We start from the raw sequence: 12,763 nt of genomic DNA on the forward strand, positions 1-12,763 counted from the left end.
TTGCCGAGTACCTGACGGAACGGGCCGCGCGATTCGGGCGGCAGCGGTGGCGGCGTATTCAGCGGCAGATCACCAACGCGAGGACCCAGCCGGACTCAGGGCTTGCCGATGAAGTGAGACTTGCTCAGCTCGACGCCCGAGTGACGCAGGATGTTGTAGGCCGTCGCCGAGTGGAAATACAGGTTCGGCAGCACGAAGCCGGTCAGGTAGCTCTGGCCCGTGAAGTTCAGCTCGCCGAACGGCGTCTTCATGACGATCGGACGATCCTCGCTACCATCGATCTGCGCCGCTTCAACGCCGCGCAGGAACGCCGAAGTCCATTCGATGCGCTCGATCAGTTCGGCGAAGGTCTTTTCGGTATCGGCCTTCGCCGGCGGAGCGATGGCCGCCAGGCGAGCGGCGCCGCCCTTGACCATGTCGCAGGCGATCTGCACCTGGCGCGAAAACGGAAACATGTCCGGATACAGACGCGAGCCGAGCAGCACCAGGGGATCGATCTTGCGCGCCTCGGCATGGGCAGCGCCGGCGGCCAGCACGTTGCCGAGGTTGTCGAGCGCCCTCAGGAACACCGGCACCGAGGCCTGATACATCGAGAGCGTCATCGTTATTTCCTCGGATTGAGTTAAAGGCGGATTTCGAGCGCGCAAGCTTACTCGAACTCGCCGTAGCCTCCGTGCACGCGGCGCACCACGTGCCCGGCCTCGGCGAGCACGGCGATGATCTGGTTGGCATGCGCCACATCCTGGGCTTCGACGAGCATTTCCAGGGTCGCGCGCTTGGCATGGCTGCCGGCCGACAGACGCTCGTGATGGACCTGCACGATGTTGCCGCCGGCAGTGCCGACGCAACCGGCCACGCGGGCCAGAAAGCCGGGGCTGTCTTCGATCTCGATCGACAGGCTGACCAGCCGGGATTCATGCACCAGCTGGCGCAGCAGCACCGAAGCCAGTAGACGCGGATCGATGTTGCCGCCGCAGACGATCAGCCCGACCTTGCGGCCGGCGTAGCGTGCCGGATCGGACAACAGCGCGGCCAGACCGGTCGCGCCGGCACCTTCGGCCACCACTTTCTCGACATTGGCGAGCAGGCCGACCGCGCGCTCGATGGACGGCTCGTCAACCCGGACCAGTTCATCGGCATGAGCGCGGATGATCGGCAAAGTCCGCTTGCCGATGCCTTTCACGGCAATGCCTTCGGCGATCGTCGGGCCGCCTCGGACCAGCGTCGGATCGCCTTGAATCGATGCGTAAGCCGAGCAGTAGCCAGCGGACTCGACGCCGACGATGCGCAGCTTCGGATTCAGATCGTGAGCCGCGATCGCGTTGCCGGAGAACAGGCCACCGCCGCCGATCGGGATCACCAGGGTGTCGAGGTCGGGCACGTCGGCAAGCATTTCCAGCGCGATCGTGCCCTGCCCGGCCATCACGTAGGGATCGTCATAGGGATGCACCAGGGTCATGCCGCCCTGCTCGACCAGTTCGCGCTGCATGTAATCGAAAGCGTCGGCCAAAGTCTCACCGTGCAGGATCACTTCACCGCCCAGATCGCGGGTATTGCGGACCTTGGTGAACGGCGTGTTCACCGGCATCACGATGACGCTGCGGATGCCCAGCCGCGTGGCGTGATAGGCCACGGCTTGAGCATGGTTGCCAGCGGACATCGCGGCGACACCGGCCTCGCGTTCGGCCTGGGTCAGACGCGCGAGCTTGTTGATCGCGCCGCGTTCCTTGAACGAGGCAGTGAACTGGAAGTTCTCGAATTTCAGCCAGACTTCGGCCCCGGTCAGCTTCGACAGCACCAGCGAAGGCGCGCAAGGCGTGCGCAGCACTTGTCCGGCGATGACGCGGGCCGCGTCGCGGACATCATCGGCAGTGATCGCGAGGGGCTCGCTCATGGTCATCGCAGCTCTAAAGACAGTGGCCGATTATAGGTAGGCGATCGACGAAGGCCCGGCGCATGACAGTTTCCCCGCCAGTCGCTGATAATCCGCGCCCTGAATTCCAAAGCAGCGCAGAACCCATGAGCCAATACGTCTACACGATGAACCGGGTCGGCAAGACCGTGCCGCCGAAGCGGGAAATCCTGCGCAACATCTCGTTGAGCTTTTTCCCCGGCGCGAAGATCGGCGTGCTCGGCTACAACGGCTCGGGCAAATCGACCCTGCTGAAGATCATGGCCGGCGTCGACAAGGAATTCTCCGGCGAAGCGCGGCCGATGCCGGGGCTGAAAGTCGGCTATCTGCCGCAGGAACCGCAGCTCGATCCGGCCAAGGACGTGCGCGGCAACGTCGAGGAAGCGCTGTCGGAAATCACCGACACGCAGGCGCAGCTCGACGCGGTCTACGCGGCGTATGCCGACGAGAACGCGGATTTCGACAAGCTGTCGGCGAAGCAGCAGGAACTCGAAGGCAAGCTCGAAGCGCTCGATGGTCACAATCTCAACGTGATCATGGACAAGGCTGCCGAGGCGCTGAATCTGCCGCCCTGGGATGCCGATGTCACCAAGCTGTCCGGCGGTGAACGCCGTCGCGTGGCGCTGTGCCGCCTGCTGCTCAGCAAGCCGGACATGATCCTGCTCGATGAACCGACCAACCATCTGGACGCTGAATCGGTCGCCTGGCTGGAGAAATTCCTCAAGGATTTCCCGGGCACGATCATCGCCGTCACCCATGATCGTTACTTCCTGGACAACGTCGCCGGCTGGATTCTCGAACTCGATCGCGGCCACGGTATCCCGTGGAAGGGCAACTATTCGAGCTGGCTGGAGCAGAAGACCAATCGCCTGAAAGCCGAAGAGAAGTCCGAAGACGCGCGCCAGAAGGCGCTCTCCGAAGAACTCGAATGGGTGCGCAAGAACCCGAAGGGCCGGCAGTCGAAATCGAAAGCGCGCATCAAGGCCTACGAAGAACTGGCCTCGCAGGAATTCCAGGCCCGCGCCGAAACTCAGGAGCTGTACATCCCGCCCGGTCCGCGCCTTGGCGACATGGTTCTCGAGGTTCAGGACGTCGGCAAGAAGTATGGCGATCGCTGGCTGTATCAGGGCCTGAACTTCACCGTGCCGAAGGGTGCGATCGTTGGCATCATCGGCGCCAACGGCCGCGGCAAGACTACCCTTTTCCGCATGCTGCTCGGTCAGGAAAAGCCGGACGGTGGTTCGATCCGCATCGGCGAAACGGTCAAGTTCGCGTACGTCGACCAGAGCCGCGATGCGCTCGAAGGCGACCAGACCGTGTTCGAGGCAATCAGCCAGGGCCAGGACATCATTCGCGCTGGCTCCTTCGAAATGCCGTCACGCGCTTACATCGGCCGCTTCAATTTCAAGGGTGAAGCGCAGGGCAAGCGGCTCAAGGACTTGTCCGGCGGCGAACGCAATCGCGTGCATCTGGCCAAGATGCTGCTGACCGGCGGCAACGTACTACTGCTCGATGAACCGACCAACGATCTCGACGTCGAAACCCTGCGTGCACTCGAAGAAGCAGTGCTGAATTTCGCCGGATGCGCGCTGGTCATCTCGCATGATCGCTGGTTCCTCGATCGTGTCGCCACGCACATCCTGGCGTTCGAGGATTCCGGCGAAATCGTCTTCCTGGAAGGCAATTACGGCGAATACGAAGCGGATTTCCGGCGCCGTACGGGCTCGGAACCTGGCGTCAATCGCCGCTCGCGGCACAAGAAGCTGGCCTGAGTTTTCCCCGCTTCGATTCGGCTTTGAAACCCGAGCCCGCCGCAGATCCCTTCGATCCGCGGCGGGCTTTTTCATGTGCTGCGTTCGGAACCAACACGCACAAAAAAACCCGGCGGTTACCCGTCGGGTTTGTTCGTTACTGCTGGTGCGCCCGGAAGGATTCGAACCTCCGACCCCTTAGTTCGTAGCCAAGTGCTCTATCCAACTGAGCTACGGGCGCATTAACTGGTACAGATGCTTGCTCGATGGCGGAGAGAGAGGGATTCGAACCCTCGATAAGGTTTTTAAGACCCTATACTCCCTTAGCAGGGGAGCGCCTTCGTCCACTCGGCCATCTCTCCTAAATACTGCAGAGAGCAACACTGCGATATCACTCAAATATTATAGCGGCGACGGCCCTCACCGTAAAGCAATTTGTCGCCGAATGTCCTAATCGAGGACGCGAATCGGTGCCGTCGTATCTTCGCCGCGCTCGACTCGAATCCGGTCGAAGATTTCTTCGCGATGGACCGAAACATCCTTCGGCGCTTTCACACCGATCCGGACCTGATTGCCCTTGATCCCCAGCACGGTGACCGTCACATCGTCGCCGATGACCAGAGTCTCCCCGACCCTGCGCGTCAAAATCAGCATCACTGCTCTCCCCTTCCCTGATCCTGCAGTGGCGTGGAACGCTCACCGAGCCCGGACCCGTTGGATCGGGTCTCTGTCTGCGCGAATGATAACGCTGTCAGTTCGACAAAGCCTCAGCAAGCAAACAGAAAATTCATGTTTCCGACAGAAGGCCGCAACACTTATGTGCGTGTTGCAGCCTTCTGTCGGATCAGTCAGTCACGCCAGGCGTTTCCCGCTTCAGGCCGCTTGTTCGAGATCGAAAGCCTTGTGCAGCGACCGCACGGCAAGCTCCAGATACTTGTCTTCGACGACCACGGAAATCTTGATCTCCGAAGTCGAAATCATTCGGATATTGATGCTCTCGGCTGCCAGCGTCTTGAACATCTTCGCAGCGATGCCGGCGTGCGAGCGCATGCCGACGCCGACCAGCGATACCTTGCAGATATCGGTCGCGGTGCGAATGCCCTTGGCACCCAGGGATTCGGCCACCTTCTTCGACACTTCCGCGGCCCGTTCCAACTCGCCGCGCGACACCGTGAAGGTGAAATCGGTCATGCCATCGGCACCGACGTTCTGCACGATCATGTCGATTTCGATATTCGCGTCCCCGATCGGCCCGAGGATCGCGGCTGCGATGCCCGGACGATCCGGCACGCCGGCGACTGTCAGCTGTGCTTCGTCCCGGCTGAACGCGATGCCGGCAATCAACGGATCTTCCACTTTGCTTCCCCCAACGTTTTCGTCCAGCGTGATCAGCGTGCCCGGACCATCGACGAAGGTCGACAGCACGCGCAGCGGTACCTTGTATTTGCCAGCAAATTCGACCGAACGAATCTGCAGCACCTTCGAACCGAGACTCGCGAGTTCGAGCATTTCCTCGAAGGTGATCTTGCTCAGGCGCCGAGCCTTCGGCTCGACTCGCGGATCGGTGGTGTAGACGCCGTCCACATCGGTGTAGATCTGGCATTCATCGGCTTTCAGCGCGGCAGCGAGCGCGACACCCGTGGTGTCCGAACCGCCGCGACCGAGCGTGGTGATGTTGCCGTCGCAGTCGACACCCTGGAAACCGGCGACCACCGGCACGATGCCGGCATTGCAATCGGCCAGCAGACGTTCGGTGTCGATGTGCTGGATGCGCGCCTTGTTGTAGGCCTTGTCGGTGCGGATCGACACCTGCGCACCGGTGTACGAACGCGCCGCCACACCCATCTTGTCGAGGGCAATCGCCAGCATCGCGATCGTCACCTGCTCGCCAGTCGCGATCATCTGATCGAGTTCGCGGGCCAGCGGCCGGGGATTGATCGCTTTCGCGAGCTTGATCAGGCGATCGGTTTCGCCGGACATCGCCGACACCACGACCACCACCTGATCACCCCGCGCCCGAGCGGCGGCGACCTTCGAGGCGACATGTTCGATGCGCTCGACCGAGCCCATCGAAGTGCCGCCGTATTTCTGCACTAGCAAAGCCATTGAAGCGGTTTCCAGTTTCCGGTTGTTGGTTTCCAGAGAAGCATGTCCTTACCGACAAGCCGCCTGCTTCTCTGGAAACGGGCAACTTGCTGCTGCGAACGGATTCAGCCCAGTTTCTGCGCAATCCATTGCTGTGCCGAGGCCAGGGCCGTCGGCAGATTTTCCGGCTGCGTGCCGCCGCCCTGCGCCATGTCCGGACGACCACCACCCTTGCCGCCGACTTGCGCCGCGACAAACGCCAGCAGTTCACCGGCCTTGAGCTTGGCCGTCAGATCCGCCGTCACGCCGGCGATCAGGTTCACCTTGTCAGCACTGACAACGCCGAGCAGCACGACACCCGAACCCAGCTTGTTCTTCAGCTGATCGAGCAGGTTGCGAAGTTCGCCGCTGTCGACACCGTCCACCGCCGTCACCAGCACTTTCACGCCGTTGACCAGCTTGGCTTGTCCGGCGAGTTCATCACCCGCGCTGGCGGCCAGCTTGCCCTTGAGCTGGGCGAGTTCCTTTTCGAGCTGCTTCTGTGCTTCGAGCATCGCCGTGATCCGCGCGCCAAGCTCGGCCGGCGAAGACTTCAGCATCGACGCCGCGCCGCTCAGACGAGCCTGCAAGTCATTGACGAAGGCGAGCGCGTTATCGCCGGTCACCGCTTCGACACGACGCACGCCAGCCGCCACGCCACCTTCGGAAACAATCTTGAACAGGCCGATGTCACCGGTGCGGCTGACATGAGTACCGCCGCAAAGCTCGCGCGAACTGCCGATATCGAGCACGCGCACTTCGTCGCCGTACTTTTCGCCGAACAGCATCATCGCGCCGGTCTTCTTCGCTTCTTCGATCGGCAGCACGCGCGCCTGCGTCGCGACGTTGGCGAGGATTTCGGCATTGACCAGACGCTCGACTTCGGCCAATTCCGCCACCGTCATCGGGCCAGTGTGGGCGAAATCGAAGCGGGTCTTGTCGGCATCGACCAGCGAGCCTTTCTGCTGCACATGACCGCCGAGCACATCGCGCAGCGCCTTGTGCATCAGGTGAGTGACGGAATGATTGCGCATCGTCGCGCGACGCTGGCTGATCGCCACCGTCGCCGTCACCGTGTCGCCGAGCTTCAGAGCGCCGGTTTCGAGCTTGCCGACATGGGCAAACGCACCACCCTTGATCTTCTGCGTATCGGCAACCGCGAAGCCGCCGACGGTGCCGGCATCGCCACCCTGACCGCCGCTTTCGGCATAGAACGGCGTGCGATCGAGCACCACCGCACCTTCGTCGCCGGCTGCCAGCGCGTCGACTGCGACACTGCCGCGGTAGAGACCAACGATCTTGGCGTCGTCGATGACCGTCTGCTCGTAACCGAGAAAGATCGTTGCCGGACCTTCGTACTTGAGCCCTTCGCCGGCAGTGAACTTGCTGGCGGCGCGCGCACGCGTGCGCTGCGCTTCCATCTCGCGGTCGTAGCCCGCTTCGTCGAGCTTCAAGTTGCGCTCGCGTGCGATATCGGCGGTCAGATCGAACGGAAAGCCGTAGGTGTCGTAGAGCTTGAACACCACTTCACCGGGGATCACGTCGCTCTTGAGAATGCCGATCGCGTCCTCGAGCAGCTTCATGCCCTTGTCGAGCGTCGTCGCAAAGCTGTCTTCTTCGCTGCGGATCACTTGCTCGATACGCGCACGCTGCTCGACGAGTTCCGGATAAGCCTCGCCCATCGCCTCGGCCAACGGTGCAACCAGCTTCCAGAAGAAAGCCTCGCTCAGGCCCAGCTTGTAGCCATGACGAATCGCGCGGCGCATGACCCGGCGCAGCACGTAGCCACGCCCTTCGTTCGACGGCGTCACGCCGTCAATGATCAGGAAAGCGGCCGAACGAATGTGGTCGGCCACCACTTTCTGCGACGCACTGGCATACGGCGCCGTGTTCGACAGCTTGGCGATCGCGTTGACCAGGATCTTGAAGGTATCGATCTGGTAGTTGTCGTTGGTGCCCTGCATCAGCGCACTGATGCGCTCCAGGCCCATGCCGGTGTCGACGCTCGGTGCCGGCAGCTTGCTCAGCTCGCCGCTCTTCGAGCGCTCGAACTGCATGAACACGACGTTCCAGATCTCGATCCAGCGGTCGCCATCTTCTTCCGGCGAACCCGGAGGGCCACCGTAGATGCCCTTCGAGCCGTCGGGATCGTGGTCGTAGAAGATTTCCGTGCACGGACCGCAAGGACCGGTGTCGCCCATCGCCCAGAAATTGTCCGAAGCGTACGGCGCACCCTTGTTGTCGCCGATGCGGACGATGCGCTCGGCCGGGATACCCATCTGGCGATGCCAGATGTCATAGGCCTCGTCATCGCTGTGGTAGACAGTGACCAGCAGGCGGTTCTTGTCGATCGCCAGCCATTCGGCGCCGGTGATGAACTCCCAGGCGAAACGGATCGCATCCGGCTTGAAGTAATCGCCGAACGAGAAATTGCCGAGCATCTCGAAGAAGGTGTGATGCCGAGCCGTATAGCCGACGTTCTCGAGATCGTTGTGCTTGCCGCCGGCGCGTACGCAGCGCTGGCTCGACGTGGCGCGGGTATACGGCCGCTTGTCCTGACCGGTGAACACGTCCTTGAACTGCACCATGCCGGAGTTGGTGAACAGCAGGGTCGGATCGTTGCTCGGCACCAGCGACGACGACGGCACCACCGCATGGCCTTGCCGACGGAAGTACTCGAGGAAACGTGCGCGCAGTTCGTTGCTGTTCATATCGTGCTTAGGCCAGGCGGCCCGGGCGAAAAAAGTCGCGCATGGTAGCGCGCAAGACCCTGTAGCCGCTAGGTTTTGACGGGTTTCCCGGCCGGCTTCAACCAGCGTTCGAGCGCGATCAGGCTCATTCCTCGGGCTCACCATCGGCATCGATGGCATCGCGCATCACCGAGCGGATCTGCGTCGACGTGAAACCCCGGCTGGCGAGGAAGCGATATCGGCCAGCAGAATCCTTGGCGTCCACCGCTGCCGCACGATAGCGACGCTGATAGATGCGGCCGATGATCTCCAGCCAGTCAGGATCAGCTTCCTCAAGCGCGGCGACGATCAGCGCATCAGCAACGCCGCGCGCCGATAGCTCGGCGCGAATCCGCAAAGGACCATAGCCTTGAGCAATGCGTGAGCGACTGAGCAGTCCTGCATAGCGCGCATCGCTTTGCCAGCCGGATTCGCCAAGTTCGCCCACCACTTCGCTGGCCACAGCCCGATCCAGGCCGTCATGCGCCAGCTTGGTGGTCAATTCACGGGCGCTGTGCTCGCGCCGGCCCAGCGCCCGAAGTGCCCGCTCACGCGCGGCTTCGGGAGCCAATGGCACAGGCGGCCTGCGCCCGCGCCCAGCCACGGAATTACTCGGCTGCCGGTGTACGCGTCTTCACCGGCAACAGCTTGGCTCGCAGCGACACCTCGATGGCGTCGGCAATCTCGGGATGCTCCTTGAGATAGTTGCGGGAGTTGTCCTTGCCCTGGCCGATCTTTTCGCCCTTGTAGGCGTACCAGGCACCTGATTTCTCGACGAAACCATGTTCGACGCCGAGGTCGATCAACTCGCCCAGTTTCGAGATGCCTTCGTTGTACAGAATCTCGAAATGCGCTTCGCGGAACGGCGGCGCCATCTTGTTCTTGACCACCTTGACGCGCGTTTCGTTACCCACCACTTCTTCGCCTTTCTTGATCGCGCCGGTGCGGCGGATATCCAGACGTACCGAGGCGTAGAACTTCAGCGCATTACCGCCGGTGGTGGTTTCCGGCGAGCCATACATCACACCGATCTTCATGCGGATCTGATTGATGAAGATGACCAGCGTGTTCGAGCGCTTGATGTTGGACGTCAGCTTGCGCAGCGCCTGTGACATCAAGCGGGCCTGCAGGCCGACGTGGCTGTCACCCATCTCGCCTTCGATTTCGGCCTTCGGCACCAGCGCTGCAACCGAGTCGACGACGATGCAGTCGACGCTGTTCGAGCGCACCAGCATGTCGGCGATTTCCAGACCCTGCTCGCCGGTATCGGGCTGCGAGATCAGCATGTCACCGACCACCACGCCCAGGCGCTCCGCATACTGCGGATCGAGCGCATTTTCGGCGTCGATGTAGGCCGCGGTGCCGCCGTGCTTCTGGATCTCGGCAACCACCTGCAGACACAGCGTGGTCTTGCCCGAAGACTCCGGACCGTAGATTTCGACCACGCGGCCACGCGGCAAGCCGCCGATGCCAAGGGCAACGTCCAGCGCCAGCGAACCGGTCGACACCACCTCGACATCGCGGGCCGGATCGTCCGCGCCCATGCGCATGACCGCACCCTTGCCAAACTGCTTCTCGATCTGGCTGAGAGCGGCTTCCAATGCCTTCTTGCGATTGTCGTCCATGGTCTGGGTTCCGGTCGCTGCTGCGCTAGGTTTTGCCATCGTCTTCGGTGCCTTTAATCCTGCTTGGCCTACTTGCCTGCACGGGCGAGGTATTCGCCAGTGCGTGTATCAACCTTGACCAACTCGTCCTGCTGAACGAACAGCGGCACGCGAACCATCGCGCCGGTTTCGAGCTTCGCGGGCTTGCCACCACCACCCGAGGTGTCACCGCGGAGGCCTGGATCGGTTTCGATGATCTTGAGAATCACCGTGTTCGGCGCGGCGACGCTCAGTGGCACGCCGTTCCACAGCAGCACCGTGCAAACTTCTTCGCCCTTGAGCCAGACCTTGGCTTCGCTCATCGCGGCGTCATTGGCCTGAATCTGCTCGAAGCTGACCGGATCCATGAAGGTCCAGAATTCGCCGTCGTTGTACAGGTACTGCATTTCCGTCTGTTCGACGTCCGCCAATTCCCAGGTATCGCCGGATTTCAGCGTGCGTTCGAGCACCCGGCCGGTCTTCAGCGCACGGATCTTGATGCTGTTCGTCGCCTGGCCCTTGCCGGGCTTGCGGTATTCATTGTCGAGAATCGCGTACGGTTCGCCGTCAATGAGGACCTTGACGCCCGATTTCATTTCGTTGGTGCTGACCGATGCCATGGGAATGTCGTCTTTGTTGATCTGTTGGTAGGAGTGCGCCGAGCGAGTCCAGCGCGGTTCTGCAGGCTGAAAAACGTCTCGCAGTCTAATAGATCGCCGGTTCCCCGGACATGCCTGCAAATTTCCTCGAGAAAGTACTTGAGTCCCCACCTCGATAGGCCCTATACTTTCGCTCCGCTGTACGGGGCCATAGCTCAGCTGGGAGAGCGCTTGCATGGCATGCAAGAGGTCGCCGGTTCGATCCCGGCTGGCTCCACCACGTTTCTGATTCACTCGCGACACCGCCTCGTTGTCCCTATCGTCTAGAGGCCTAGGACACCACCCTTTCACGGTGAGAACCGGGGTTCGAATCCCCGTAGGGACGCCATGTCGGGCCATAGATGCCTGGCATAGTTTCAAATCCAAAACTTGATATCTGGCCGAATCGTCGTCGCCGTGACGACCATTGCTTTGGCCAGCATTCGCGTGCGCGTTGCTCTCGAATTCAAGCACTACCAATTGTGCTTCTCGGGCTTGTCCCAATACCCATTGCGCAACACTCCCGCTACCCTTCGGCAAGCGAAACTTTAATGTTTCGCAATCGATCGTTGCCAGAACTACAACCGAGGAGTGTCGCCCGTGGAGACCCCGCTGAGCCCGCTGGAATTTGCCCGCCGTGCCCGCAAGCTCTACCCCGACCGCGAAGCCGTGGTCGATGGCGATCGTCGCTACAGCTATCGGCAATTTCTTGATCGCTGCGACCGTGCCTCGTCCGCATTCCAGGCACTCGGCGTGGTCAAGGGCGACCGCGTTGCGCTGATCTCGCCGAATACCCACACCAATCTCGAGACGTACTACTCGATCCCTCAGTTCGGTGGAGTAATCGTGCCGATCAACTATCGGCTGACTGCCGATGATTTCGTTTACCTGATCAATCACAGCGGCTCGAAGATCGTCTGTGCGCACCCGGACTACTTCGATGCCATCGACAGCATTCGCAATCAATTGCCGAACGTCGAGCACTACGTTGCGTTCGAAGGTTCGCGCAACGCTTGGCTCGAGTACGAGACCCTGGTGGAGCAGGCGTCGCCGGATTTCCAACGGACAGAGGTTGCCGAAACCGATCTGCTGTCGGTGAACTACACCAGCGGCACCACGTCGCGTCCGAAGGGCGTGATGATCACTCACCGCAATGCCTGGATGAATTCGGTCGGCGTGCTGGTGCACATGCACATGACGCCGTCCGATCGCTATCTGTGGACGCTGCCGATGTTCCACGCCAATGGCTGGACCTTCGTCTGGACTGTCACTGCAGTGGGCGCCACGCACGTCTGCCTGCGCAAGGTCGAGCCACTGGCGATCTACGACCACATCAATCGCGAAGCCGTGAGCCTGCTGTGCGCAGCACCCACCGTGCTGATCGGCATTGCCAATGGGCCGGAGGCGCAGCGTCGTGCTGTACGGCCAGGCGTTCGCGTGATCACGGCGGGTGCGCCACCGGCGCCTGCGACGATCGAGAGAGTCGAAGGCGAACTCGGCTGGACCATTACCCAGGCTTACGGCCTGACCGAAACCTCGCCATTCATCACCATCTGCGAGCCACTTCCGGCTCATGATGCGCTGAGCGCCGAACAGCGTGCGCTGATCAAGGCACGCCAGGGCGTGGAACTGGTGACCTCCGGCGAAACCGCGGTGTTCGACGACCACGATCAACCGGTGCCGGCTGATGGCATCACACATGGCGAAATCGTGGCGCGCGGCAACACGGTGATGCGCGGCTACTACAACGATCCGGAAGCGAGTGCGAAAGCGCTGAAGGGCGGCTGGTTCCGTACTGGCGACGCCGCTGTCGTCCATCCGGACGGCTACATCGAGATTCGCGATCGTCTGAAGGACGTGATCATCTCCGGCGGCGAAAATATTTCGTCGATCGAGGTCGAGGGCACCTTGCTGCGACACCCGGCGATCATCGAAGTCGCGGTGGTCGGCATGCCACACGAGAAAT

At 61.7% G+C, this 12,763-nt stretch carries 10 protein-coding genes and 4 tRNA genes; 4 read left to right on the forward strand and 10 right to left on the reverse strand.

Annotation, left to right across the window (positions count from 1 at the left end; all coding sequences use genetic code 11):
• Positions 1–95: 95 nt before the first annotated feature.
• The gene (locus Q0D45_RS14145) at positions 96–602 is read right to left on the reverse strand and encodes a DUF1993 family protein (RefSeq protein ID WP_293393933.1); all 507 of its coding nucleotides are present in this window, start codon (positions 600–602) and stop codon (positions 96–98) included.
• Between the two features lie 47 nt (positions 603–649).
• Positions 650–1,894 (reverse strand): threonine ammonia-lyase, encoded by a 1,245-nt coding sequence (locus tag Q0D45_RS14150; RefSeq protein ID WP_293393935.1) that lies wholly within the window; start codon positions 1,892–1,894, stop codon positions 650–652.
• 125 nt (positions 1,895–2,019) lie between these two features.
• On the opposite strand from Q0D45_RS14150, the gene ettA reads away from it, so the two are divergent.
• Positions 2,020–3,684 (forward strand): energy-dependent translational throttle protein EttA, encoded by a 1,665-nt coding sequence (gene ettA / locus Q0D45_RS14155; RefSeq protein WP_293393937.1) that lies wholly within the window; start codon positions 2,020–2,022, stop codon positions 3,682–3,684.
• A gap of 143 nt (positions 3,685–3,827) precedes the next feature.
• On the opposite strand, the gene Q0D45_RS14160 is transcribed toward ettA, so the two are convergent.
• The 8 genes from Q0D45_RS14160 to efp form a co-directional block, all read right to left on the reverse strand.
• A tRNA-Arg gene (locus Q0D45_RS14160) sits at positions 3,828–3,904 on the reverse strand.
• Positions 3,905–3,930: 26 nt separating this feature from the next.
• Positions 3,931–4,025 (reverse strand) — tRNA-Ser (locus Q0D45_RS14165).
• Between the two features lie 88 nt (positions 4,026–4,113).
• The gene (gene csrA, locus Q0D45_RS14170; RefSeq protein ID WP_293393939.1) at positions 4,114–4,317 is read right to left on the reverse strand and encodes a carbon storage regulator CsrA; all 204 of its coding nucleotides are present in this window, start codon (positions 4,315–4,317) and stop codon (positions 4,114–4,116) included.
• Positions 4,318–4,536: 219 nt separating this feature from the next.
• A complete protein-coding gene (locus Q0D45_RS14175; RefSeq protein ID WP_293393941.1) occupies positions 4,537–5,769 on the reverse strand; it encodes an aspartate kinase in 1,233 nt (410 codons plus the stop codon).
• A gap of 104 nt (positions 5,770–5,873) precedes the next feature.
• On the reverse strand, positions 5,874–8,498 hold the full coding sequence (gene alaS, locus Q0D45_RS14180) for an alanine--tRNA ligase (protein ID WP_293393943.1): 2,625 nt from the start codon (positions 8,496–8,498) through the stop codon (positions 5,874–5,876).
• A 124-nt stretch (positions 8,499–8,622) separates the two neighbouring features.
• A complete protein-coding gene (locus Q0D45_RS14185) occupies positions 8,623–9,093 on the reverse strand; it encodes a regulatory protein RecX (protein ID WP_293393945.1) in 471 nt (156 codons plus the stop codon).
• Positions 9,094–9,124: 31 nt separating this feature from the next.
• A complete protein-coding gene (recA, locus tag Q0D45_RS14190; protein WP_273457115.1) occupies positions 9,125–10,141 on the reverse strand; it encodes a recombinase RecA in 1,017 nt (338 codons plus the stop codon).
• Between the two features lie 68 nt (positions 10,142–10,209).
• Positions 10,210–10,779 (reverse strand): elongation factor P, encoded by a 570-nt coding sequence (gene efp, locus Q0D45_RS14195; protein ID WP_293393951.1) that lies wholly within the window; start codon positions 10,777–10,779, stop codon positions 10,210–10,212.
• A 183-nt stretch (positions 10,780–10,962) separates the two neighbouring features.
• On the opposite strand from efp, the gene Q0D45_RS14200 reads away from it, so the two are divergent.
• From Q0D45_RS14200 to Q0D45_RS14210, 3 genes are all read left to right on the forward strand, one after another.
• Positions 10,963–11,038: transfer RNA gene (locus Q0D45_RS14200), tRNA-Ala, on the forward strand.
• Positions 11,039–11,070: 32 nt separating this feature from the next.
• Positions 11,071–11,146: transfer RNA gene (locus tag Q0D45_RS14205), tRNA-Glu, on the forward strand.
• Between the two features lie 251 nt (positions 11,147–11,397).
• Positions 11,398–12,763, forward strand: a 1,366-nt coding sequence (locus tag Q0D45_RS14210; RefSeq protein WP_293393953.1) for an AMP-binding protein, incomplete at its 3' end; no start/stop codon positions are given.

Origin of the sequence: Nevskia sp. (genome assembly GCF_023266035.1) — a bacterium.
GTDB lineage: Bacteria > Pseudomonadota > Gammaproteobacteria > Nevskiales > Nevskiaceae > Nevskia.